This is a genomic window from Bacillus cereus group sp. RP32 (assembly GCF_040459735.1).
In the GTDB taxonomy this organism is placed as follows: Bacteria; Bacillota; Bacilli; order Bacillales; family Bacillaceae_G; genus Bacillus_A; species Bacillus_A wiedmannii.
In genome coordinates this window covers 2,617,398-2,643,177 of sequence record NZ_JARVHO010000001.1, presented here as the reverse complement: position 1 = coordinate 2,643,177, position 25,780 = coordinate 2,617,398, and the positions used below count along the sequence as shown (strand labels likewise).

Genomic DNA, 25,780 nt, shown 5'->3' with positions numbered 1-25,780 from the left:
ATGCATACACCGCAGTGAAAATATATTTCATTTCTTGTGAAATATTTCACTTGATGAATATATCATGACATAGAAATCATCAAAGTATGTGCAGAAGTTGTGCAGGAATAATGAAAGCATTAGTAACACGTAAAACTATGGTCCGAATTTATAAAACAGAATATTTAACCTTTCAAAACAACGAATTCTCCGCTTCATATAAAAGAAGAGTGTCTATACCATTTCATATAGACACTTTTCTCATGTATAATCTTCCATTTATTACTGACCTATAAATGTAAAAATCTCATCAGCAGCTTCCTTGTAGCCACCAGATTTTCGGAAATACTCCTTCAAATTCAATGCAGCTTCTTTATATGATGGATTATTTAATACAAATTCTACACTTTCACGTAGTTGTTCCACAGTTAATTCATTTATAGATAACTTAATCCCAGCTCCTAGATTCCCTACTTGCTTTGCGATTACTGGCTGATCTGCACTTTGCGGAATTACAATGAGTGGAATCCCGTTATTTAATCCTTCATGTGTACTGTTCATTCCGCCATGTGTAATAAACAACTTTGTATATGCAAGTAGTTTAGTTTGTGGTACATAGTTTTTTACAATGAAGTTTTTAGGAATGTTACCTAAATCACTTATTTTTGTTTTATTACCAATAGACATAACAATAGTATGATCACTATTCTCGAACGCCTTCATACAAAGTTTATAAAAATCAAGCGCTTCATTAAAAACAGTGCCTAGTGAAATGTAAATCGGGCTTTTTTCTTCAATTGTAGTAAAATCAAACTCTTCATCTTTTACTTGTGCAGGGATGGATGGACCTACAAATTTAAATGTTTCATTAAACATATCTCCAAAAGGTTGGAACTCTTTTATTGTATACACAATAGTAAGTGGCGCTGGATTACAGAAAACTTCATATGGTGAGTTTATTTCAACACTATATTTTTCCGCAATCCCCTTAGTTAATCTTTCAAAATCATTATGTATCCTATCCTGAACTTCCATTGGGATACTTTTAGACAAGTAATCCAACATTTGTTCAAATGATTTTTCATTCTGTGCAAAAGATGTACAGGAATTTATTGCTGGAAGATTTAGAATTTGAGCAATTAAACGGCCACAGCCAAACATTGAATCATGAATGATGTAATCAAACTGTTCCCCTTCAATTTGTTCAAGAACATTTGGTATAATAACATCTGCCGTATGTAAAAGACCATTTATTCTCTCTGGTAAATAATTTCGACCACCGGAAAGAAAAGCATTTATAAATTTTTGATCGTCAATTGTTCGTACAGTAGCACCCGTCTTCTCAATACGCTCTCTAAAAGATTCTATTGAAAAATAAACTACCTCTTCCCCGCGCGAGACTAATTCTTCTACAACTTGCAATGTAGGATTTATATGTCCTTCTGATCCAGTATTAATGAATAAAACACGTGCCACTTAAAACACTCCTTTATTAAAATCTTTTCTATGTTGTTATTAGTATTACAGGTATTTTGTCTTATACTTCTAAATGGACCTAGCAAGCCTAAATCCAAAGTCATCTATATGAAATGTAGGATGGCTACGGCGACGACAAGTCGCACCGCAACCTCTAGCTGCTTCAGCCCAGCTACCGCCGCGGAAAATTCGGTATGATCCGTACACTTGTTCATCATATAAATCATAGCACCATTCCCAAACGTTTCCTAACATATCGTAAAGTCCCCATGCATTCGGTTCTTTTTTTCCGACCTCATGAATATGTCCACTAGAATTTTCATTGTACCAAGCAATCTCTTTCAGTTCTCCATATATGTATCCGGTAGTTCCTGCCTTACACGCATATTGCCACTCTGCTTCAAAAGGTAATCGGTACCCATTTGACTCTAAATTACAACTAACAATTTGACCACCATCATTAATAGAATAATATTCTTTTAATCCCGCTTTTTTTGAAAGTAAATTACAAAATATAATGGCATCATTCCATGAAATATTTACAACTGGTTTGTTACTATTTTCATTACCATTTAGTGCACGGTTCATAATATAATTCCACTGTTACAACATACTTTGCAAGAAGAAACGGTTTAACTTGAACTTGCCATTGTTTTTTTATTCGATCATCTCTTAATTCTACTTTTCCTGCTGGAATTTTCACCATATTAGAATCAACCGGGCCAATGAATCTATTCAATCCTATCCCCCCATGTTACTTCTTTTTATAGTCTAACTATCTATGGTATCGTATTTCTCTAAAAATAGTCTTACTTCATTTGAAGATTTTAAAATAATAACCTCTTTTTCCTTACTCAATTGATTTAGCCTTTTTAAAATTGAGGGTCGTTTCGTTTTAGGATATTGCCATATCCATTTAAAAAATTGCAAATCAAACCTTTCTTCACATCCAGCACCCATATCCGGTCTTGTTTTATTCCGATATTGTACAATCCTTTTAAAAGCACGATAAACACATATTGTTCTATGAATATCAAGAAAGATAATTGTATCAGCAGCGTTAATTCTTATGTCCATTGTCCCGCCATAATTCCCATCAATAATCCACTCATCTTCTTTAACTAATTCATTTTGAACCTTTCTTTGCTCCTCTTTCGGTACACCTTCCCAATTCGGTTTCCAAAATAACGCATCAAGATGATGTACTTTAATATTTAATTTATTACCTAACTGCCTTGCTAATGTAGATTTTCCTGAACCACCAGAACCTATTAATATTATTTTTTTCATACATACCCCTTTTTAAATCTATTATTTCTTCTGTAACATAAACTCACAAAACATTCCAATCCCAACACCAATTGTATAAGCAACTAAATCACTCCACAAAAATCCGTAACCTAATACGAGTCCACCTAAAGTCGTAGTACGAATGCTATCTATCCATTCAGCATGGTATAATTGGCTCACTTCAATCCCGTAGCAAAATAACAAACTAATAAGAGCCACTTTCTTCGTGTCTATTTTAGGAAATAAAAATCCGAATCCAGTAAAAATCATCAATGCCCATAAAGCATCACCTAAGTACGTGTTTAATAGATGAGGTAACGCAAAAGCTAACTTTCTTGAGCTAAGACCTAAAATAATTATAACTATAGTAAATAGCGCATATAATAATCTATTTCGTTTCTTATTCATCTCAAAATCTCCTAATATGTAATTAAAAACTGTAAATAGGTAGTAAAATATAATTATTTTACTACCTATTTTTTAATGGCTTTCATAATAAGAAAATGTGGATTTTTATTTAGATAATGATATGATGTTTCATTTACTTCTCTCATTTTTTCAACCGGCCTCGGTTCCACCATTTTATCTAACACAAAATAATTTGTTGTTTCATTAATTATGTCTTGGAGTGATCTTCTAAAAAAGCTAACTTCTATTGTAATATTTGGTTTAACCCAAGTATCTACTAATAATTGTTTTTCGAAATAATTTTCACTAGTAAACTTTGTAAAATCCATAAAAGGATGATGAATGGAGTATATAAATTCGCCCCCTGGCTTCAATACTCGATGAAACTCCTGAAATACTTTATCCCAATTTTCTAAGTAATGAAGCGTTAACGAACTTACAATAACATCAAAAGTATTATCTTCAAATGGTAATACTTCTTGCAAATCATGACAAAGAAACGTTGCTTTATTACCCGTACTTTCCTTTGCAGCTTTTACCATTTCAGAACTTACGTCAATTGCAGTAACGTTTGCTCCTCTTTTTACAAATTGAGAAGTATACCATCCAGCTGCACATCCGGCATCTAATATAATCTTCCCTTCTAAATTCTTTGGAATTATCTCCATCATCGCTGGTCTTTCGTAATAGCTGTTATATGGATTTACCACATCTTGGTTTTCTTTATATGTACTCGCTAATTTATCATATGTACCTTTAATCGTGTCTTTCATTACTTCCACCCCTTATCATATTAATCTAATAACTCTTGCTGCTTTTTCTTTGAAAATGATTGTAGAACTAAATCATATGACCAATCAATCATCTTATTAATTTGCTCTTGCTCTACATCTTTATGTATATACACTGTATTCCAATGTTTTTTATTCATATGATACCCGGGAATGATTGCTTCTGGATACTCTTCTCTTAATCTTAATGCAAGTTCTGGATCACATTTTAATGTAATCGCAGCTTTTTCTCCTTCTTCATGGTTTATTATCGCAAATATTTTATTATTAAGCCTCATACATGTTGCATTCCAACCATCAGGAGAATCTTCAGTCGCTTTTCTTTTTGATAAACAATATGTTCTTGTTGCATTCATTTTCCTTGGCACCTCTTATTCTTTCACGATTTGATTACGATGCATTACAATTTGTTTCGTCGCTTGAAATTGGTGTTCACCATAAAACTTTATTAATTTCTCTCCACAAAATAGACTAACAATATGAACATGAGATATTTCTTGAAGTAACATTGTAAGCATCTTCTCTCCAATCCCTTTATTTCTTACAATCTCATGCACAACAACATCTTCTATGTACGCTCGAAAAACACCAACAGAAACAACTCTAGCAAATCCGATTAATTCATTTTCTTCCCATACTCCAATTGCTATACTATGCTTTAACATTTTTTGAATATCGATTTCTTTTCTTTCTGGCCACCAACCGACAGAGTCATAAAGTTTTTTTATTTTGCCTACGCAGATTGGTTGTTCATGTTGCAATTTATACGTGTACATTTTCTTTCTCCCATCAAATTACTCATTATATTTATTTTGTCTTACTTTACTTCTTTCAATATAAAACTATAGAATCCAACCTGTTACAAAAAAACTTCATAAAATAAATTTATAATATCAATTTTACAATTGCAATCGTTACTCTCAACCTTTCATATTACGTATATCAAATATACAGAATAAGAGAAAACTAATGAATATAATACCAAAAGCATTTCTCATATTATTTTTACCTATTAAAACTTGAATTTATTGCAAGAAATGGTAAAGTTAATTAGGTAAAAAATACACAAAGTGAGGCGATTTTTTGAAAAAGTTTAGTTTATTACTAACAGCATTTGTCATAATTTTATCATTATTCATCCCTAATTTTACAAGTGCTAAATCTTTCCCTGATGTCCAATCTAATCATTGGGCAATTAAAGAAATTAACTATTTATCGGATAAAGGTATCATTAAAGGTACGCCAGAAGGAACTTTTAAACCGAGTGATGATGTAACTCGTGGACAAATGGCCTTAATGCTAGATTTATCCTTAAAATTAGAAAAACCATTTAGCTATAATCATATTTTTTCCGATGTAGCCAAAGGTATCTATTACTATGATTCTGTACATAAGTTAGCACATAATAACATTGTACAACGTGAAACAAACTATTTCCCTGACCGCTCATTAACTCGTGCAGAAATGGCAGTAGTTTTAGTTAAAACTTTTAATTTGAAGCCTACAGGTGCAGACGTCAATTTCCCTGATGTTCCATCTAATCACTGGGGTTACAATTATGTCAAAATTTTAGCACAAAATAATATTACTACTGGATTGCCTAATGGTACATTTGGTCCAGGTGTAAAAGTAACTCGTGAGCAATTCGCTGCATTTTTGGCTCGTGTATTAGAACCAAATTTCCGTCCAGCTCTTCCTAAGCCTAAAGGTAACTTAGAGGTACATTATATTGATGTCGGACAAGGTGATGCTACTTTTATTAAATCTCCAAGTGGAGAAACGATCCTTATTGACGCTGGTAACAACGGCAAAGGTAAAGTAGTAGCAAATTATTTAAAAGGATTAGGATTCCAAACTATTGATTATATGATTGCCACTCATCCTGATGCTGATCATGTAGGCGGATTAGATGAAGTGCTTTATGCTATGAATGTAAAAAACGTTTACGCCCCTAAAGTAAGTCATACGACACAAACGTTCAAAGACTTCCTAACTGCAGTAGCTAACAAAGGATTAACAATTAAAGAAGCGAATTCTGGAGTAACTTTACCAATCCACGGTTTAAACTCACAATTTTTAGCTCCCGTGAAAGAATACGATAACGATCTAAATGAGTGGAGTGCGGTATTAAAAGTAACACACGGTAGCAAATCTTTCTTATTTACTGGTGATGCTGAATCTAAAAGTGAAAAAGATATGGTTCTAGCACATGGTTCTAACCTAAAATCTGACGTATTAAAACCTGGTCATCATGGAAGTAAGACGTCTTCTTCTCAGCCATTTTTAGATGCAGTGAAACCAAGTATCGCTGTAATTAGTGCAGGTGCAGGTAACCGTTATGGCCATCCTACACAGGAAACTTTAGCAAAGTTACATTCAATGTCTGTTAATGTATATAGAACTGATTTAAATGGAACTGTAATTATAAATAGTGATGGTTCTAACATTTCTGTAAGAACGGAGAGATAATTATGAAAAGAGGTATTATTGACCGTTTTGAAGGCGAACTAGCAATTATTGAATTGAATAACGTAACAATTGATGTACCTAAATCCAAACTCCCTTCTACTGCAAAAGAAGGTGATATTCTTATAATCGAGGATGATACGTATACAATTGATAAAGACGAAACAGATAAAAGAAGACGTGAAATCCAAGATTTAATGAATAAGCTATTTGAATAGCAAAAAAGAGCCATTCTGTTGGAGGGCTCTTTTTTGCTATTCAAATAATAACTAGTAAATTTTTATTATTTAACTTCATACCACCAACCTTTTCGATCAAGCCAGCCTTTCATAGCATTTAATTGCGTATCACTAGTTGGTTCAGTAACAAAATACGTTAAACCATCCGATTGTAAAATGAAGGTAGCAGTCATTTTTAAAGAAGTTAACGCTCCCATAACATCTGGAGTTTCATCAGGTGAAAAGGCTCCAGATTGAATGATATTTTGTTTAGAAACTTGTCCTTGTATATTTTCTTGTTTCGGTACTGATTCAGTAAACCAGGAAAGTGGTTTATTACCTATTAATTGATTTAAATCACATTTGCCGATACCTGGTACATTACCTGTCTCCGTGTATTGCCAAATATCACAAGGATATGCTGGTTTATTGCCGCCATATCGAGGAATCCATACAAAATCACTTTTTACGTTCGCCATTCCGAAAGGCTCATATACATGATGGCCAACATATAAACCAACTTTTTTAGCACCTAGTCGGCGTAATTCATCGATAAAAGCTTGTGTACCTGCTCTCATGTCATCCATTGTTTTCACTTCTACATCAGCCGCCCAAACTGTAGCACTCTTATCACCGCGATTCCAAAAATCTTGCGCTTCCTTCTTCGCATCAGCAATTGAAATAAAGCGACAGAATCCATAGTTACCAAATGGAATATTTCTAGTTTTCATTGCTTGGACATAGTTTTTATATAAAGGATCTACATAATTTGATCCATCTTGTACCCTAGCGATTACGAAATCTAGTTGTGGAGCTGCTACATCCCAGTTAATGTTACCGTTCCATTTCGAAATATCTACAATATAACCCATTGCTTAACACCTCCTTTATTAGTATTATATTCAGAGCTCGTCTTATTGCTCTTCCTCTCCTAAAAATTCAATAGTATTTGCTAGTATATATAGTAAATACGACAAGTGTCTTCAACAAAGACAGTAACTCATTTCCATTAAAAAAGAAAATCATAGCTATACGAATCGTACTATTTGTCCCCATAATTACATCAGGTTGAGTAGTTGCTTTAAAATTAAAATAGCATCACCTTGTTTGGTGATGCTTTTAAAATCAAATTTTCTTCTAGAGCACGAATCCAATCACTATAACCGCTTCTCTAAAAAGTGTTGACTATATCCTTTAGGATGATCTTCAACAACACCATATTCTCGGTAGCCGTGCTTTTTATAAAAATCTGACGCTTGAAAACTAAATGAATCTAATAATATTAATCTACACCCTTTTTTCTTCGCGATGTCTTCGATTTTATGTAACAGTTGACTGCCATAACCATCATGACGAACTGTTTCATCAACCCATAAAAAATCTATATGAAGATGATAAAAATACATCGTTCCTGTTACCCCACCAAATATTTTTCCATCCTCATCTTTTACTACGAAACTTACTTGCTCCATTGGCTGTTTTGCTTCATCTCTTAAAATCGACATGTTATATTGAATTACTTTATTTTTTATGTACTCTCCTTCAGTACGAGTACCATTCTCTATGTGTTTCATATATTTCTTCCTTTCAACTTAGTAAGCTATCTTTAATTTTTACTTTTTCTCTTTAAAATAGTAATAAACACGAATCCACCATAAGTAACAAAGCATGAAAAACCAATTATCCCTGGCACTGAAACATAGCCTATTCTTATATAACTTATAATTGCAAAACTAACGATAGACAATAAAATAGATGGCCAAAATATAAGTGCTGTTTTTCTTCGTCTTTGTTTCGATGTACTTGCTTTCTCTTCAGAAACACGTGTGCCAAAAAGCAATACAATACAAATGAGGATTGCTGCAAAGTAAATCGTATCCAATGACAGATTATGATCATAAATCGCGATTCCAACTTCAATAGCGATAATTGTTAAAATTAATATGATAATTGTTGAAGTTTTTAAGTTTCTATTCAATTACTTGCCCCCTAGAATGCTTTCACTATATATATGTCGTATATGTACTTCAAAGCTGATGCAATAGTTTCATCGGCTTCTTTATTTTCAAATCGATTAGACAAATCTTTTCCTCCAATAACATAAAGAAGCGGAAATTCATTAAACACTCCTAGTATACCAATATTTATTATAGCTTTTGGCAATCCACCTGTCATATGTGCTAAATGATTATGCGGTATCCCCTCATATTCTCCTTGCTGCCTTACCATTCCATTTATTATTGGTTCCCATAATTCCGGCTCAGTTTTATACCCTCGAAAAATTTGCACTAAAAGTGAATGTATTTCATTTAACTCTCCAACATTTTGTTCATCTCTAGGGTTTTCTTGAACATGTATGTTAGGGAAGTACGTTGAAACATACTTTCTAACAGTATCCCATCCTCCGCAGTGCAATACAATCGCCTTTGCAATACAACTGTCATGACACGCTATCATCACTTCAACAGCTTTACTGAGTGATATTGTATCTCTTCCTTGCAAATGTGGATATAATTGTGCACTATCTTCTTTTGGATTAAATTTAATTTGGTGAAGCATATCATTCCAACTAATTTGTTTGTTTTTTACCATGTTTGCTACTGCAAATCCAATTGCCACTTTTGCTGCTGATGCTAAAGGAACATATAGTTCATTATTATAGGAGGCAATTATATCTTCAGATTTTGTAGAAGACACAATCACTCCAACTTGACCAGATTGTATTTCTTTCATTCTTTCAATGACAGTTTGCATATTCGCACCTCTTTTTATATTGTTTTATTACATTCTTAAATTTCGATATAGAATGTATAAAACCTTTTTTGTTACTTGATATGTATGCATACAATAAAAAAGATAGCATGAAACTTTCCCATGCTATCTTTCTAGATTAAATATTAAGCAAAACTCAATAATCTATTCTTCCGTAGGCTTTTTAGGACCATTAAGCTCCAATTGATAAAAAGCTAAATCTAACCACCTATTAAACTTATAACCAGCCTTCTTAATTGTCCCCGCATGAACAAATCCATATTTTTCATGTAAGGCAATGCTTTTCTCATTTTCTGCATCAATTCCAGCAATTAAGGTCATATATTCCCTTTCTTTTGCAACTGTGATCAATGCTTTCATTAATGAAGTTCCTATCCTATTTTTTCTACATTCCTTATGAACGTACACAGAATGCTCAATTGAATATTTATAGGCAGGCCAAGCTCTAAACGGGCCAAATGTCGCAAATCCTACTATTTTATTATCTAATTCACATACTAAAATCGGGTAGCCGTTAGCCTTTTTTTGTTCATACCAATCTATTCTATTTTCAAGGGTTACAGGTTTATACGTATAGACGGCTGTTGTATTCAATATAGCATCATTATAAATATCTAAAATGTATGTGACATCTTGTTTCCTTGCTTCCCTTATCATCACTTTCTTCCTTTCCTCTAATTTCACTCCTATATACGAATACGAGCTTTTCGGAAACCATCAAATATATTTAACGCAGCAGACAAAATGTAAATGATAATACCTCCACCAATTAACCACTTTTTAACTTCCTCTGGAGAAGTAGTAAACACATTTGCCACATACGCAATAAATCCTTCATTAAATAAATGCGGATTTACTACAATTACAATGAATACTATTGTTCCAACTATTTGAAGAATAGCATTCCCGATTGCCAGCTTTTTCGTCCATTGTCCTTGTACTAACTTATAAAGAGATATAGCTATTTCAAAAACAATCACAATTACAACGATTGGCCAATACTGAAGTAACACATCTTGATTAAAAGTTGCCGCGACAAACTTCAATCCGCTTTCTGTACCATGATATACACCTACAAGATGGTTCGCATAAAAATAAAGTGTTGCCCATATTGCGGTCCACATTAACCCGCCAAATACTTCGAACTTTGAGATTGACTTTTTCTTTGGAATATACGAAGTATTTTTCAAATCATCCGGCGTCCACTTTTTTAAACTTGTCGTCAACGGTTGAGTACCTTTGTCTTTATCTGTTCTTTCTAAAATTGCAAATACAAGTGTCAACCAGAAAAATACATGGAGTCCTACTTCGATAATTTCCCCAATTCCTTTACCTATCAGGTTTAAAATAACATTTAATACCGCTTGCTCACCATCATATCCTACAAAATTTTCTGCAACCATTGCAATGAGTGCGATAACAGCTGCAATCGGTATGATCATTTTTAATAATGTCGTATATACATCAAAATAACGTGGTCCAATTAAATACATCGGCCTATCTAAGTACCCATTTGCCAATGAAACTGGACTCCCCAATTTTTCAAGAACTCTTTTTTCATCATCATCATTATAATCATCAGGTAACATATCCTCGATTGTTGACCGTAGTTCAAGAATAATATCTTCACGATTTTTTTCAGGTAATCTCTTCGCTACTTCCTCGACGTAAATATCAATCAAATTCATTCTTGTCCTCCTCCTTTAATAATTTATAAAGTTCTTTCGAATCCTTTATCCATTCCTTTTTCAACTGCAAAAATATCTCTAATCCATATTCACTTAAAACGTAATATTTACGAGGTCTACTCTCCGTTTTATCCCAACTACTCGTTACTAGCTCCTGCTTTTCTAATCGGCGAAGTAGTGGATATAACGTACTTTGATCGATTGTAATCCCTGATTGTTCCAATAATTGGACAAGTGAATACCCATACTGCGGTGTTCTTAACTGGCTTAAAACCGCTAATGTTAATGTACCTCTTCTTAGTTCAGTAATTAACGAATTTAATAAAGCATCCATTCACTCACCTCATTTTCATTACTATATGTCATACAGTATGTGTTTTATACTATGTATCGTACAGTATTAATGTGATAAAAACAATACGTATTTACAAAAAATAGAAAATAAAAAAAGCACAAACTATATATTTTGTGCTTTTCTGGCTAATTTAAATGCTTATAACAATTTTAATTTTGTACCTCTTGTAATATAAACTCTCCTTTTTCTTTAATAAATGGGGTAACATTTACAACTGATTCAATATGAATTACTCCATATACATGCGGATATTCTTGACCGTTAGAAGCAAGTTCATATTTTATTTCTGCTTTTATTAAGGATCGATCAATTGTCAGTAATAAAACATCTTCTTCATGACTAAAATGTTTTTCAGCAACTTTTAATGCTTGCTGTAAAAACGAGCAATGAATAAATCCCTCCTCTTTTAGTGAAACTTCATTAATTTCTCCATTTACCTTTGCGATTTCCCAATTTTTTTTTGTTATTACTTTTGTGATCATTATTATTTTCTCTCCATGTCTTTATATAGAAAAACAAGAGGTTCTTCTTTTTGTTACTAGAAACGCCTCTTGTTTTTACTATTTATTTTATTCCTTTAATTAAAGGCGATGCTTCCCCGCTATGGAAAATCCATAAATCATGAAGTGACCTTGTACATCCGACATATAGTAACTTCGCATCATGTTTCGTATTTTTATAATGTTCTTCATCAACATCGATTAATAGAACAGCATCAAATTCTAGCCCTTTTGCCAAATATACAGGTACTACTGAAATACCACCTTCATATTTACTTTGATCTGCTTCAATGACGTTTACGGCCAATCCTGCTTTTGTTAATTTCTCATATATATCGCGGCATTCATCTTCTGTTCTTCCTATTACCGCAATTGTTTTCACATCTTCGTTTTGTAGATGTTTTAACGTCTTCATAATCTCATTAAATTGATCTTCTGCATGGATTACCTTAACATCTTCACCACTGCGAAAAACTGGTGTTGCGAGCCCAACTGGAATCTCTGCATTTTTAATTATTTCGTTCGCAAATTCTATAATTTCTTTTGTAGAACGATAACTTCTCGTCAGTTCATAATAACCTGTTTCTTGGAATACTTCCTTAAAAGCACCCCACTCTTCAATCCCTTGATAATCATAAATTGCTTGAGATAAATCACCTAATATAGTGAAAGAATTACCTAGTGTAATTTCTTTTAATACATACACTTGGAATGGTGAGAAATCTTGCGCTTCATCAATAACGACGTGATGGAATTTCTGTCCGATTTCAATACCTGTTATGCGGTTATGTATGTAAATTAAAGCTGGTAAATCTTCTACATACACTTCTTTTTTACGACAACTCTTTTCAGTTTCTTTCACAAGTTCTTCAGGTAATACTTCGAGTATTTCTTTACTTTTCAATATTGAACTATATAGTGAAAGTGAGCTCATTTTCGGCCAAAACTTCATATATGTGTTCAATCTCTTTGTCGCTTCTTTTTTTAATAATTTCTTCTCGTTTGTTTCTCCATACTTTTTCAGTTCAATTTCAATCCAGCGCTTCATTCGGCCGACTAATCTTTCTCTTCTTTTCTTTAATGGATAATGTTTATATTCAACTTGCATCCATTTTTTTATGTCTTCTACTGGAATAATAGCATTGTCCCATGCCTCAAAATCACTTGTTGGTATTAATTCTTTTTCAAATTGAACCATTCTCTCTTCAATAAAGGACTTAAATTCCAGCGTGCCTTTCAATTTACCGAGCATAACCTTTTCTTCATCACGATTAATAGAAAAGGCTTCTTTCAACTTTTCTTCTGTTTGCTTTAGTTTCACAGAATCATCTAACGTACGTAATGCCCAATCTGGAAATGTTGTTTGACTAATATTCCCTACACCTAATTCAGGAAGCACACTCGAAATATAGTCTAAAAACAGACTATTCGGAGCGAATACAATCATTCTCTCAGCTTCTAATTGTTCACGATATTCATAAATTAAAAAAGCAAGGCGATGTAAAGCGATCGTTGTTTTTCCGCTTCCTGCAACCCCTTGAATTAATAATGGTAAGTTTCTTTCCGCACGAATAATATCGTTTTGCTCCGATTGTATTGTCGAAACAATATCCTTTAGTTTATTATCTTTATTCTCACCTAATCGATATAGAAGAAAATCATCGGCATGTGAGACATCTTCATTTCCTTTTACATATGTATCAACAACACGTTCTAGTTCTCTTTTTCGAATAGAGATGTTTCGCTTTAAATACACATCACCTTCTACTAATCCGTCTAGCGATTGATAAAATGCTAATTCATCACCGCCGGTAAATGAATAAAACATACTTGCAACAGGTGCCCGCCAATCTATTACAATTGGTTTCATTGTGTCTTTATGTGAAACACCTACTTTACCGATGTAGATCGGCATAACATCTTCCTTGCCATCCTCTTGAAAATCTAATCTTCCAAAGTACGGTTCTTGTACACCGATACGTAAATTTTTCCTATTAGATTCTCTCATACTTTCTAGAATTTGTTCTTTAAAATCATCTCCATAATAAACCGGAATGTTTTCGAGCTGTTCTAATTGATCATCCATCGTACGTAATGTATCTTTCATCCTTTGTAACTCTTCTTCAAAAATGTTGTTCATTTGATGATTCCCTCCTGTCCGTTCTAATTTTTCAGTCGAAATACAATTGTATTAAAAATCCATTTATAAAGTCAATAGTTTTAGTAAGAATTTTCTAAAATAAAGAAGAGTAGAGATTAATCCCTACTCTTCTTTATTTTAATTCGGTACGCCAAACATTCATTTAAAGTTGTTAATTCTTTATATTTCTCTTTTTCAAAATCATATGCTCCGCCTGGGAAGAATCCTACAATACTTAAACCAGCTTCAGCACATAGATTACTAATCTCATCTACCGTATAACATCGTAAAGACTGTGTAACTATATCATTTTGATTATTAGGATGCCACCAATGATCTAACATTCTTTCATTTATACGATCATATTCGTATTTTCGCATAGCTGAGCTTAAAGACATTTCTTGTCCACTTACCTTTTTCCAATAAAGTGGTTGATAAATATCAATAAGTGCACATCCATCATCCTTCATCCAGTTTTTAATCCGTTTTAATAGAATCAATTGCTCATCATCTGATCCTACACCAAATCCGTCTAAATAACTAACAACATCAAACTTTTCTTCAAAATTAATTTTATAAAAATCAGCGCAATGAATATCTATATCATTAGTAGAATGTTCTTTTGCAAACATAACTAACTCTGTTACAAGCTCAACAGTAGTCATTTTTACTTGTAACTTAGACATCGCCCTTGCAAATCCACCATTTCCTGCTCCTAGTTCTAACATTGACTGAAATGGATGTCCAATTTGTTCTTGAACTTCTTTCGCAACCTGTTCTAACCAGCTTTCTGTATTAATATCGTAATTGGATAGTTCGAATTGTTTTTCGTAAAATTCTCTCACATCTAATTCATTCATTATTATTCTCCTCCTGCAATAGATTTTTCTTCTACAGGTGAGAAACTAAATTTCTGACACCCATGAAAAAAGGTTATTATTCTCTATATTTACAATTTTATAAAAATAATAAGAATTTTTAAAGTAACAATATAAAAAGCAGATAATGAATGATCCCACTATCTGCTCTATGGCTGCTATTATTTTTCTTGTTGATACTCTACCCAATCACCAGAAATGATAACTTTCTTTAGCATCTCTTTATCTTGAGCGACATACACAAATGCACGTATTATTCTATCTCCTAAATAAATCGTTTCGGTGATTCGGTCATATAAATCACTTTCTGCATTACCTGTATATTCTTCAAGTTCATCTAATTTTTGCAGAACAACCTCATTTACTTCATAAACTTCTCCGTATACTTTGTCCTCATTTGAACAAATCATTGCCGGATACCCCTCGTTTGTATCAAATAATTTACCATACGTCCATGCTCCGTCTGCGATGCATATTGCACCTTGCATAAAATGAGCATTCGTTTGCTCTTTTCTTAATGTGCCATACACGAAAACATGATGCATATATCCCCTATCCCCTTTATATATCTCTACTTTCTAAATTGCAAATATGCACGAATCATAAAGTAACTCACTTCATTTGGAAGTTGTTCCTTAATTGATTTCAGACCACCTTCTGCATTTTGCACGGCAGTTTCAATCAGTGATTCATATTCTGCAGGAACAAAACTGTTCCAGTCTATTTCCATTCCATCTTCAAAAGAGCGAATTAAATGATTTTCAATTGTTTGTCTTGATAAGCCACGTTCTTTCGCAATTTCATCTAGATCAATGCCTTGTTTATACATTTCATACGTTTCTAAATGAGAATTTGCTGAAGCTTTCCCTGACTTTTTCCGCTCTGTCACCACTTCTGTTTTAACTGTTTCAGCATAGTTTGGATTGTCCTTAATAAAGTGCTGAACTGCTTGTAAGAAGTGAAAACCATACTTCACAAGTTTATGTTCGCCGATCCCTTTCACAGTTAAAAGTTCAGAGTCACTTTGTGGCATTTTTGCACACATATCCTTCAACGTTTGATCAGAGAAAATAACGAATGGCGGTACACCTTCTCCTTGCGCAATTTCTTTACGTACTTCGCGAAGTACTTCAAATAAAGGATGATCTTGAACAATTTGTCTTGTCTCTACTCGTTCTTTACGTAAAACATTCTCTTTACCTAATAATACTTCTTTCCCTTTTTCCGTAACTTTTAATGTCGGATACGTACCATGTTCTACTGCAATTAACTCATCTGAAATTAGAAACTCAATAAATTCACTAACTTCTTTTACGCTACGATTTGATAGTAACCCGTATGTTGGTAAAGTATGAAAATTGAATTCAATAACTTTCTTATTTTTCGAACCAGTTAAAACTTGTGCAATCATTTGTTTTCCAAATCGTTGGTTCGTTCTAATCATGCAAGATAGAACCATTTGTGATTCTCTCGTCACATCGATACTTTCCCGGTCGTCCGTACAATTTCCGCAGCGGCCACAATCTTCTTTCGGTTCTTCTCCAAAGTATTGCAAAATAAATGATTGTAAACATTGTTCTGTATGACAATAATCAGTCATATTTTGCAGTTTTTCAAGTTCATTTGAAAATCGAGATTCACCTGTCGATTGATCAATTAAAAAGCGCTGTACTTGCACATCCTGAGAAGAATATAGCAATATACACGCACTATCTAATCCGTCACGTCCAGCACGTCCTGCTTCTTGGTAATAACTTTCCATGTTTTTTGGCAGTTGATAATGGATAACGTAACGAATATTCGATTTATCAATCCCCATCCCGAATGCAGATGTCGCTACCATTACACTCACTTCATCACGTAAAAAGAGTTCTTGCTGCTCATTTCGATCGGTATCACTCATACCAGCATGGTATTTTGATACCGAAACTCCCGCTTTCATTAAATCTTCATACAACTGATCAACTACTTTTCTAGTAGCTGCATATATAATCCCAGATTCCTTTTGATTTTGACGAATATAATCCGTTAGATATGCATTACGATCTTGTCCTTTAATAACAGAAAATGATAAGTTCTCGCGCTCAAACGTTGTCATAATCGTATTTTCTTGATTAATTCCAAGCGTGTTGCAAATATCTTCACGAACTTGTGGTGTTGCCGTCGCAGTTAAAGCTAATACAAGCGGCTTTTCTGGAAGATAATCTAATATGCGATGTATATGTAAATAACTTGGACGGAAATCATGTCCCCACTGCGAAATACAGTGCGCCTCATCAATTGCAATCATCGGGATTTTCATATCGATAAGTTGGTCAACAAACTCCATTGAATCAAGACGCTCAGGCGCTACATAAAGTAACTTATAATGTCCTTGTTTCGCTAATTGAATGCGTTGATTCGCTTCTGTAATTGAAATAGAACTATTAATATAAGTAGCTGAAATACCGTTTTGTACTAATGTATCTACTTGATCTTTCATAAGTGAAATCAAAGGTGAAATAACTAATGTCGTTCCTTCGAATACTAATGCGGGAATTTGATAACAAATTGACTTACCACCACCCGTAGGCATAATACAAACCGTATCTTTCCCATCTAATACATTTTTAATTGTTTCATCTTGTCCTCTTCGGAATGACGAATAACCGAAATAAGACGCTAAAAGTTCTTGTGCTTTTGTAAACAAAAAAGAGTCACCTGCTTTTCTATATCTTTCATCTATTCCTATTATATCATCACTTATGCGTCATGAAAGTGATGAATACATGACTAACAGCTTGCTTTTTCATTTTTTATGCTTTTCTACGTTTTAAAGGTTGTTTAGCAACGGTGTTTTAATGGCTATTTATGTTTATAAATTTTAAAACAAAAATAAAGCACATATAAAATGAATTACAAAATAAATATACATTTTATTACTCTTCCTTGAATACTACTAATCTTATACATATGAATTCAGGAGGTTACTATATGAAGCAGCAGAATATTAGTTCCATCAAGCAGAAAACAGTACCGAACCAACTCCAATTTTCGAATCATGATGCGTGGAAATATGAATCGTATTATAAATACCAGCCATTATTTTCTTATAGAAATATTTTCCATTTTCTTTCTCAACTTTTTAAACGTTAATGTGTATGTGATATATTATCCATAATAATTTTCTCAATATATACCTTATAGACTTACTATAATACAGCTGTTATCATATAAAATATTCTGTTGGATAAACCCCTTAAGTTGACCTGCTTATAAAAGCAGGTCTTTTTTGATTATTATACATTTCAGTACACTTTTAGATACACCTGTATATCTTTTCTCTATTTTATAACCGTACTCCACTCACAACAAATGATAATAGTAACGAGATGTAAAATATAAGTTCTTAACATTTATTGAAGTAATTCTTTTTTTCTCAATACACAAAACGAATTTCACTTATTACTATAAAAGTACTCCAGATGAGTTTTTGCTCATCAACATTATCTAGTTAACGGGATCTGCTGCGGGAAGCTGATCCCATTGACTTTATTAAAGATCCACTTTCATTTGGACACATTTACCAGGTTTTTTAAATAGAATTTTATGATAACATTACTTAGTCGAGTCCGACATCTCGGCAATACCCTTTTGAGGCTCTGCAACTTCCCTTGCAGAGCCTTGTTTATTTTTATATTCACTTTATTTGTATATACCACAATAAAATTCTGCATCTTTTTCCATATCAATTTCTGAAATTAATTTAGGACACGTAACTAAAAATAAATTCCCATCATACTTTGAGTTATACATGTTCAAAGGAGTGTTACCGTTTATGTATTCTTATTGGCAATCGTATTACTCCCCCTATCATAACCCTTATGTACACTTTGATACATCTGTACGTAATTACCGAATTAGTAAAAACGAGAACTTTTTAAAAGGTTATATGCGTTCTTTATGGGAACAACATGTCGCTTGGACGAGATTAGCTATTATTAGCATTGTATTTAATTTACCAGACGTAAACGTTACAGTTGGGCGACTTCTTCAAAATGCAACACATATGGGACTGTCACTTGAACCATTCTATGGTGAAGATGCTGTAAAAAAATATAGTGCACTAATTAAAGACCACTTAGTCATTGCAGCGGATCTATTTAAAGCCGCAAAAGCTGGTGACCAAAATGCAGCTGCCGCTATAGAGAAAAAATGGTACGCTAATGGTGATGAAATTGTGGCGTTTCTTACTAGCATCAATCCATATATAGAAAAAGAAGAATTCAGAAAAATGTTTTATGAACATTTAGCACTTACGAAAGCAGAAGCGCTTGCCTTCCTAAATAAAGATTTTGAAGCAAGCGTAAAACTATACGATAAAATTGAAAAAGAAGCATTAGAAATGGCTGACATGATAACAAATGCAATCGTAAAACAATTCCCGCAAGTGTTTCAATAACAATAAGCCGATTTGAAAAAACAAATCGGCTTATTAAACTTTCTATCAATGATATTTCTCTTGTCCTCTTTACATTTAACGTATATCGATATATTTTATTAATATCCGTTTTCTATAGGAGGAAATAGTTTGATTAACGCCATCGGTCTCGTATTTATCCTTACAAATAAGCACGAGAAAAAGAAGAAAGTATATCTAAATGAAAAATTCGCATTAATAGACATTATTGATTCTAAAGAAGTAATTGATGATGAAGGAAACTCACTAGTAGAACTAACATGTAAATACAGTATATATTTAGATGAAAAATACTACTGTAAATCTCTTGATGATTATACTGGACAAGTATTTCCATTCTTAAGCGCTAAAATAGGAAAAGGACTTCTCAGAAACTTAAATTATTACTTTTCTTACGTTGATGCCTATGATAAAAAACCACCTGTAAAAGAAATTAGGCCACTTATGAAACAAGTAACGAACAGATAGTGAAAATCACTCAAGAAAGAAAACATCTAATTTCAGATGTTTTCTTTTTTGAATCCAGAACTAGTTACCTTTCATCCTCTTCTAAATATATGTATCCAAGCATACTTTAAATTAAAAACATTGGAGGATTAAACTGAATGAAATACTCAGAAACAATTGTAAGTAAACGGCTTCGAACACTTAAAATATGTAGTATGTTTATCATGCTAGTTTTAATCGCATGGGTTGGATATACAAAATTACTTTATGAAAACGGATTTCTTCAAGAAAAGAAAAATTCAGTTGAAGTAATGAATACTAGTATTACAGGAGAAATTGAACAGAATTCCCATGTAAACTTACAAGGTTATCGTAAAACAGACGTTGATACTATTATAGATGCAAGTAGGACTGATCCGAGCAAACTATCCTTAATTGAGATTATCAATACATCTTGTTCACGAGATTGCATAGGTGAACCATTAACATATGTGAACGCAAATAATGGATATATTTTTTATAAGGAGTCTAATGGAACTCATGTAGCTATAAAGATTAAAAAACAAGATAAATGGAAAATTGTAAAAAAATCTGTTGAAGATGGAATATAACCTTATAAATTGAAAGAGTACTTAACGTACTCTTTTTATTATTAATACCCTTCATGTTTACAATGACATTTCGGTTTCTCTTTACAATTACATTTTTCACAATCGCACTTCGGTTTCTCTTTGCAACGACATTCGTGACAATCCCTGCATTTACATCCACATCTTCCGAACATTAAATCATCCCAAAATGAACGCCTGCAATTACAATGATTCCCCATAAATATGCCTCCTCCTAAATAGAATTCATCATATTCTATGTTTAAAAGAGTAAAAATGCTTGTTTACTAGTCTATATTCTAGTTTTATAAGTATAGTTATAAATGTTATACTTCTCTGTTAGTACTTCCAAATCTCTTTAAAGTAAATACTACAAAGAAGAAACCCCAATATTTAGGATTTAAATTCATACGTGTTTTCTTTTTTCACACACAATATATATAAACACTAAAAGTTGGCTATAACTCTCTCCCTTCCCCCACAGCCCCTTTTAACCTCTGCAACATATACCCAATTCCTTTACATCCTTCTAACGGATACGTAATGATTTCTTCTAGATACAATTGTGTCACTACTTTTTTATGCTTCTTCCCTGCAAGTAAGACGATTTCATCAAACTGAAGCAAGTCTTTTTCAATCATCTGTTGTTTTAATTGTTCAATACTAATAATCTCATCGCTCTTTGAATCAAAGGCAAGATCATAGTTTTCTAGTACAATATCATTTGGCCTTAAAAATCCATGCTTCGCCGATAATATAACCCAATTCTCGAAAAACATAGTTGCGTACGCCTGACATGCTTTTCCGAACGGGCTAATATATACATCTTTTGCCTCCATCGGTCCGTAATCACGATACTTATCCCAAATTTTCTTCTTTCCGCATGGAATTATGCATAACCTTTTCATCGTTTTTTCTTACCTCATTTCTAACTTTTTAAATATAAAAATATAGAACCCTCTACTTCTTCATACGCAGCTTCTATTTCTCCAACCCCAAAAACGTTCCAACCATTATTTGTTTCTTTCGGTTTTTCGTTCATTATGATATGAACTTGTGTCATATTTTTAAAATCTTCTTCGAAAGATGCTAAAACAGGCTGATTTATCATATATGTTTTATTATGTATACTTACACTTAAAAAGGATTTATGTAATGCTTTATTTCCGTTTAAAATTACATTCATTGGATTAAACGAATTTAATTTTATATCTCCTACAATATACAAATGATACCCTTCTTCATCATAAAACTGCTTAATATCCTTGTCTCTTTCGTTTTGAACAAAATGAAGGATTTGCTTCGTTTTTTTACTTATTGTCATTTCAATATTGAAACTCAAATCCACATTTATATTTTGTTTTAAAAAAGCATATAACAATTTATCACTATTAAAGAAGCTCGTTTTCCATTCAGGGAGGATTTCATCTAATAATAAACATAAAAGCATTCCTGAGCTATAGCAGCTCTTTCTAATATTATAATTAGCATCATATGCATCTAAAATAAGCCCGCTATATTTTCGTAATGTTTCGCTTTTAACATTTTTACATACTGCAATACAAGCAGTCATTTCAACATACCAAGCAGGCCCTTCTATACTTTCAACCATATACTCATATGTTATAAACTCTTCTCCCATAAATCTAGCTCTTTGCTCTCTTAGTTCAATAAACTTCTTAATATAATTATTTTTCTCAGCTTGTGACTTACAATGAACTGCATTATATAAACAAATTCGTTCATTATTTCGCAATTGTATATTTTCTTCTAATATAGGATACAGAAATCCTAAAGATTCATTTGGAAATCTACCTTCTTTATTCAAATATTGATAGCAATGAAAAAGTTCATGCACCACCACTGCAAGTAAACTTTCATAATCTTTATGCCTATTCATATTCACGATGGCAGTTGGATAATCTTTTAATAAGATACATGTATCAGCCTTAAATTGGTCATCTCGCTTTAAAACGGCATACTCACCATCATCTTTCAAATATAATGGATGATGAAATACATACACATGCTCATCATTATATAATGCAAATGCAGCCCTCTTAAAACCAGGCCATAGCCCATTCAATAATTCTATATTTATATCTTTCTTTATTCGATTTAATATATTGTTCATTATATATAACACCCCTATATCATTCTACATACACCTATTGTATTCCACTTAAAAACAACCCTTTTATTTACATAAATATTAGATAAACCTATATCTTATCTCAATTTATAATGTATTATATAAATATACATGTGATGATTTTATGAAAAGGGGGTGAACAAATGAAAAATATAATCCCTGCACTAGTACTCTATATTATCGTTTGCGTAATCGCTATGATTGCTCCAACATCTGAAGGCTATAATCATATTGGCTGGAAATTGTTTGTTGGACAAGCGTATGCTATACCTATTTTCCTCATTACTGCTATTATTACATTTTATATAAATAAGAAAAAATCTACGAACAAACAGTTATAAGGATAGCAAATGCTATCCTTATTTTAATTCAATTATTAGATCAAAAATTACACTTGCAGTACTTTTTATCCTTTCTTCCGAAAAGTCAAACGTAACACCTGTTTTTTCATATATTTCTTGTATAGGTAAATTCCAATCTGCATTCGCTCCCTCTTTAAAGAAAGCAATCGCTTTTTTTGGATCCTCTCGATAAATTTGAAACAATTGCATTGCTCCTATTTGCGCAATTGCGTATTCAATTTGATAAAAAGGAAACTGAACATAATGAAATGACTCTAACCAGCTTGCACCGATTTCATCTTCTAATCCTGCACTATCGACTGATGAATATTGATACCTTTCAAATAGCTCAAAATATTTCTCATCCCGCTCTTCTTGTGTATGGTTTGGATTTGTATAAAGCCAGTGTTGGAATACATCTCCTGCAACTGACGATATTAATAAAGACAAAGTACGATATAATTGTACTCGCTGCACTTCTTTATATTCATCTTCTTGCTTGTAAAAGATATTAAGCTTATCCATTACTAGTAACTCAAGACTGAGAGAATAAAGCTCAGCCACCTCTTCACGAAGATATCTTTCCTGCATACTACTATCATTGTTAAACTGTTTATAAAAATGAAATGCATGCCCCACTTCATGTATGAGTGCATTAATTGCATAAAATGAAGGACTAAAATTAGAAAACGCAAAAACCTCTTTACTATGAGGTAAGGTAAAACAAGCAGCTCCTGGTGCTTTATTTTCACGTTCTTCTACGTCAATTAATCCCTTTTTTCGTATATGAATAAATTTCTCATAAAAATATAAATCTGTCTTCCGAAATATTTCTTCCACCCCATTCAATAAATCAATAGCATTTTGGAATGGAGCTTTTGGTAATTTACATGGAGTAAGGTCCCAAGGGCGATATTTTTTTACACCGAGATTGTTTTTAGAAAGAATCCCCAACTGTTCCCATATTGGTACAACATACTTTTCTATAGATTCATGAAGCTTATAACACTCTTTAATACTATAATCTCTATTTTTTTGTTTAAAAGCATACTCACTATAATTATTAAATCCTGCATTTAAAGCGATCTCATTCCGCAATTGTATGAGTTCATTCATAATACAATTTATTTCTATTTTCACTATACTTCTTGCTTCACATAAAGCGTACCAAGCTTTTTTGCGAATAGCTCTATTGGGGTTATCTAGCTTTGCTTTTACGTATGCATACGTCTTTTGCTCGCCTTCCCAATTAATTGATATGTTAGACATTATTTCTCTATATTTCGTAATAAGCTCTTGTTCTTTAACGGAAAGAGAAATGTTTTTTTCATTAAACATTTTACTCTTCACCAATCTTACTTTTTTCATAAATCCATATTTCTGCTCATCTAAAAAATTAGAAAACGGACAATCTATAAATTTCTGGTCAAACTTTGCATTGTATCTTTTTAAAAGTGGTTGAATTGTATTTTGGTTATATATATGTAAATCACTTATATTACTATTGTTTGTATCTCTATACATGGAAATTAAACTATTTGTTATCTCCTCTTCTATTTCAGCATTTACACGTAGTTCCTCCAAAAGCCAACTCTCTAATTCTGAAACAGAAGTAATATTTCGCTCTAATAGTGACTGTAATTTACTCTCCAAATCATTAAACATACACAATCCTCCTTTTAAAATTCTAATTTTCTGTTTTTTAGAGATAGAAAAAGACAAGTAGCCAATCCGACCACTTGTCCTTGCTGTTTATCTGTACTCAATAGAATTAAGCTTGGAATGCTTCTGTTAATACTGGTACGATTTGTTTTTTACGAGATACAACACCTTTTAATGTAGCAGTGTTGCTTACTAGAGATACGTTGTATGCTTTCTCAACAACGTTTGCTGCTTTACCAATCGCAAGACCGACAGAATCATTAGTTAAGATATCAGTTACTACGAATAAGAATAGGTCTAAACCTTTTTCTTCTACTACTGCAGAGATAACTTTTTCAAGTTCCGCTTGGTGTACAAGAACGTCGTTTGTATCAACAGCGTTTACTTGTGCGATTTCAACTTTCGCATTACCCATTTGGAATTCTTTAGCGTCAAGAGAGATTAATTGCTCCATTGTTCTTCCGCTTAAGTCAGCACCAGCTTTTAACATTTCTAAGCCGTAGCTATCAGCATCTACACCAGCGATTTCCGCTAATTCACGAGCTGCTGCTACGTCTTGCTCTGTGCAAGTTGGAGATTTGAATAGTAAAGAATCTGAAATGATTGCAGATAACATTAAACCTGCAACTTCTTTACGAATTGTAACGCCGTTTTCTTTGTACATTTTGTTTAAGATTGTAGCTGTACAACCAACTGGCTCACAACGGTAGTAAATAGGATCGCTTGTTTCAAAGTTAGCAATACGGTGATGGTCAATAACTTCTAACACACGAACAGATTCGATATCGTTAGCACTTTGTTGACGTTCGTTATGATCAACTAAAATAACGTTGTCCACTTCGCTTGCAACTGTCTCAACAAAACGCGGTCCTTCTACTTTAAAATAGTCTAACGCAAATTGAGTTTCACCGCTGATTTCGCCTAAACGTACAGGCTCAGCATTCATTCCTAATTCTTTTTTCAATTCTGCATAAGCAATTGCAGAACAAATTGCATCTGTATCTGGGTTTTTATGCCCGAAAACTAGTACTTTTTCCATGTTTTCCACCTCTTCATGAAAAGGATATCTTAAAGAAGCAAATATGACAATATTTAAAGCCCATTTTTTTATAAATAATTGCACTTTCTTCTATATTTTTCATCGTTTTTC

At 32.8% G+C, this 25,780-nt stretch carries 29 protein-coding genes and 1 pseudogene; 7 read left to right on the top strand and 23 right to left on the bottom strand.

Annotation, left to right across the window (positions count from 1 at the left end; all coding sequences use genetic code 11):
• Nucleotides 1–261 precede the first annotated feature (261 nt).
• The 7 genes and pseudogenes from QCI46_RS13670 to QCI46_RS13640 form a co-directional block, all read right to left on the bottom strand.
• Nucleotides 262–1,455: a macrolide family glycosyltransferase gene (locus QCI46_RS13670; RefSeq protein ID WP_353840541.1), complete on the bottom strand. Its 1,194-nt coding sequence runs from the start codon at nt 1,453–1,455 to the stop codon at nt 262–264.
• Between the two features lie 69 nt (nt 1,456–1,524).
• Nucleotides 1,525–2,161 (bottom strand): annotated as a pseudogene (locus QCI46_RS13665) (formylglycine-generating enzyme family protein).
• 65 nt (nt 2,162–2,226) lie between these two features.
• The gene (locus tag QCI46_RS13660) at nt 2,227–2,745 is read right to left on the bottom strand and encodes a DNA topology modulation protein (RefSeq protein WP_098201518.1); all 519 of its coding nucleotides are present in this window, start codon (nt 2,743–2,745) and stop codon (nt 2,227–2,229) included.
• A gap of 21 nt (nt 2,746–2,766) precedes the next feature.
• On the bottom strand, nt 2,767–3,153 hold the full coding sequence (locus tag QCI46_RS13655; RefSeq protein ID WP_353840540.1) for a ribosomal maturation YjgA family protein: 387 nt from the start codon (nt 3,151–3,153) through the stop codon (nt 2,767–2,769).
• Between the two features lie 65 nt (nt 3,154–3,218).
• The gene (locus QCI46_RS13650; RefSeq protein ID WP_353840539.1) at nt 3,219–3,926 is read right to left on the bottom strand and encodes a class I SAM-dependent methyltransferase; all 708 of its coding nucleotides are present in this window, start codon (nt 3,924–3,926) and stop codon (nt 3,219–3,221) included.
• Between the two features lie 20 nt (nt 3,927–3,946).
• Nucleotides 3,947–4,300, bottom strand: a complete 354-nt coding sequence (locus QCI46_RS13645; protein WP_088063687.1) for an MmcQ/YjbR family DNA-binding protein — start codon at nt 4,298–4,300, stop codon at nt 3,947–3,949.
• Between the two features lie 15 nt (nt 4,301–4,315).
• A complete protein-coding gene (locus QCI46_RS13640; RefSeq protein WP_353840537.1) occupies nt 4,316–4,720 on the bottom strand; it encodes a GNAT family N-acetyltransferase in 405 nt (134 codons plus the stop codon).
• 307 nt (nt 4,721–5,027) lie between these two features.
• Here QCI46_RS13640 and QCI46_RS13635 point away from each other — a divergent pair, with 307 nt between their 5' ends.
• Entirely contained in the window at nt 5,028–6,413 is a 1,386-nt protein-coding gene (locus QCI46_RS13635) for an S-layer homology domain-containing protein (RefSeq protein WP_353840536.1), read from the top strand.
• Nucleotides 6,414–6,415: 2 nt separating this feature from the next.
• Entirely contained in the window at nt 6,416–6,628 is a 213-nt protein-coding gene (locus QCI46_RS13630) for a DUF3006 domain-containing protein (protein ID WP_087983863.1), read from the top strand.
• 65 nt (nt 6,629–6,693) lie between these two features.
• Here QCI46_RS13630 and QCI46_RS13625 read toward each other — a convergent pair whose 3' ends face one another.
• The 12 genes from QCI46_RS13625 to recQ form a co-directional block, all read right to left on the bottom strand.
• Nucleotides 6,694–7,500 (bottom strand): GH25 family lysozyme, encoded by an 807-nt coding sequence (locus tag QCI46_RS13625; RefSeq protein ID WP_098089882.1) that lies wholly within the window; start codon nt 7,498–7,500, stop codon nt 6,694–6,696.
• 285 nt (nt 7,501–7,785) lie between these two features.
• The gene (locus QCI46_RS13620) at nt 7,786–8,202 is read right to left on the bottom strand and encodes a GNAT family N-acetyltransferase (protein WP_353840535.1); all 417 of its coding nucleotides are present in this window, start codon (nt 8,200–8,202) and stop codon (nt 7,786–7,788) included.
• Nucleotides 8,203–8,234: 32 nt separating this feature from the next.
• A complete protein-coding gene (locus QCI46_RS13615) occupies nt 8,235–8,606 on the bottom strand; it encodes a hypothetical protein (RefSeq protein ID WP_353840534.1) in 372 nt (123 codons plus the stop codon).
• Nucleotides 8,607–8,617: 11 nt separating this feature from the next.
• Nucleotides 8,618–9,382: a serine hydrolase gene (locus QCI46_RS13610; protein WP_353840533.1), complete on the bottom strand. Its 765-nt coding sequence runs from the start codon at nt 9,380–9,382 to the stop codon at nt 8,618–8,620.
• Between the two features lie 162 nt (nt 9,383–9,544).
• Nucleotides 9,545–10,057, bottom strand: a complete 513-nt coding sequence (locus QCI46_RS13605) for a GNAT family N-acetyltransferase (protein ID WP_353840532.1) — start codon at nt 10,055–10,057, stop codon at nt 9,545–9,547.
• Between the two features lie 29 nt (nt 10,058–10,086).
• A complete protein-coding gene (locus QCI46_RS13600) occupies nt 10,087–11,088 on the bottom strand; it encodes an HAAS signaling domain-containing protein (protein WP_353840531.1) in 1,002 nt (333 codons plus the stop codon).
• Entirely contained in the window at nt 11,075–11,422 is a 348-nt protein-coding gene (locus tag QCI46_RS13595) for a PadR family transcriptional regulator (RefSeq protein WP_353840529.1), read from the bottom strand. Before QCI46_RS13595 ends, QCI46_RS13600 begins: the two co-directional genes overlap by 14 nt.
• A gap of 170 nt (nt 11,423–11,592) precedes the next feature.
• Entirely contained in the window at nt 11,593–11,925 is a 333-nt protein-coding gene (locus QCI46_RS13590; RefSeq protein ID WP_353840528.1) for a DUF952 domain-containing protein, read from the bottom strand.
• Nucleotides 11,926–12,007: 82 nt separating this feature from the next.
• Nucleotides 12,008–14,083: a HelD family protein gene (locus QCI46_RS13585; protein WP_353840526.1), complete on the bottom strand. Its 2,076-nt coding sequence runs from the start codon at nt 14,081–14,083 to the stop codon at nt 12,008–12,010.
• A gap of 116 nt (nt 14,084–14,199) precedes the next feature.
• Nucleotides 14,200–14,943, bottom strand: coding sequence for a class I SAM-dependent methyltransferase (locus QCI46_RS13580; protein WP_353840525.1), 744 nt, complete (start codon nt 14,941–14,943; stop codon nt 14,200–14,202).
• 179 nt (nt 14,944–15,122) lie between these two features.
• Nucleotides 15,123–15,506 (bottom strand): gamma-glutamylcyclotransferase family protein, encoded by a 384-nt coding sequence (locus QCI46_RS13575; RefSeq protein ID WP_075307402.1) that lies wholly within the window; start codon nt 15,504–15,506, stop codon nt 15,123–15,125.
• Nucleotides 15,507–15,532: 26 nt separating this feature from the next.
• Entirely contained in the window at nt 15,533–17,650 is a 2,118-nt protein-coding gene (recQ, locus tag QCI46_RS13570) for a DNA helicase RecQ (protein WP_353840524.1), read from the bottom strand.
• 284 nt (nt 17,651–17,934) lie between these two features.
• Here recQ and QCI46_RS13565 point away from each other — a divergent pair, with 284 nt between their 5' ends.
• From QCI46_RS13565 to QCI46_RS13550, 4 genes are all read left to right on the top strand, one after another.
• On the top strand, nt 17,935–18,096 hold the full coding sequence (locus QCI46_RS13565) for a hypothetical protein (RefSeq protein ID WP_353840523.1): 162 nt from the start codon (nt 17,935–17,937) through the stop codon (nt 18,094–18,096).
• Nucleotides 18,097–18,778: 682 nt separating this feature from the next.
• On the top strand, nt 18,779–19,402 hold the full coding sequence (locus QCI46_RS13560; RefSeq protein WP_353840522.1) for an acetylglutamate kinase: 624 nt from the start codon (nt 18,779–18,781) through the stop codon (nt 19,400–19,402).
• Nucleotides 19,403–19,531: 129 nt separating this feature from the next.
• A complete protein-coding gene (locus QCI46_RS13555; RefSeq protein WP_000606238.1) occupies nt 19,532–19,888 on the top strand; it encodes a hypothetical protein in 357 nt (118 codons plus the stop codon).
• A 137-nt stretch (nt 19,889–20,025) separates the two neighbouring features.
• Nucleotides 20,026–20,478 carry a hypothetical protein gene (locus QCI46_RS13550; RefSeq protein WP_353840521.1) on the top strand — a complete coding sequence of 151 codons (453 nt, stop codon included), beginning with the start codon at nt 20,026–20,028 and terminating at the stop codon, nt 20,476–20,478.
• Nucleotides 20,479–20,933: 455 nt separating this feature from the next.
• Here the strand turns inward: QCI46_RS13550 and QCI46_RS13545 are convergent, their stop codons facing one another.
• Nucleotides 20,934–21,383: a DUF6884 domain-containing protein gene (locus QCI46_RS13545; RefSeq protein WP_242253003.1), complete on the bottom strand. Its 450-nt coding sequence runs from the start codon at nt 21,381–21,383 to the stop codon at nt 20,934–20,936.
• 20 nt (nt 21,384–21,403) lie between these two features.
• Nucleotides 21,404–22,609, bottom strand: a complete 1,206-nt coding sequence (locus QCI46_RS13540) for a peptide ABC transporter permease (protein ID WP_353840520.1) — start codon at nt 22,607–22,609, stop codon at nt 21,404–21,406.
• A gap of 161 nt (nt 22,610–22,770) precedes the next feature.
• Here QCI46_RS13540 and QCI46_RS13535 point away from each other — a divergent pair, with 161 nt between their 5' ends.
• Nucleotides 22,771–22,968: a DUF4017 family protein gene (locus tag QCI46_RS13535; RefSeq protein WP_353840519.1), complete on the top strand. Its 198-nt coding sequence runs from the start codon at nt 22,771–22,773 to the stop codon at nt 22,966–22,968.
• A gap of 18 nt (nt 22,969–22,986) precedes the next feature.
• On the opposite strand, the gene QCI46_RS13530 is transcribed toward QCI46_RS13535, so the two are convergent.
• Nucleotides 22,987–24,633 (bottom strand): M3 family oligoendopeptidase, encoded by a 1,647-nt coding sequence (locus tag QCI46_RS13530; protein ID WP_353840518.1) that lies wholly within the window; start codon nt 24,631–24,633, stop codon nt 22,987–22,989.
• 106 nt (nt 24,634–24,739) lie between these two features.
• Nucleotides 24,740–25,669 (bottom strand): manganese-dependent inorganic pyrophosphatase, encoded by a 930-nt coding sequence (gene ppaC / locus QCI46_RS13525; RefSeq protein WP_353840517.1) that lies wholly within the window; start codon nt 25,667–25,669, stop codon nt 24,740–24,742.
• Nucleotides 25,670–25,780 lie beyond the last annotated feature (111 nt).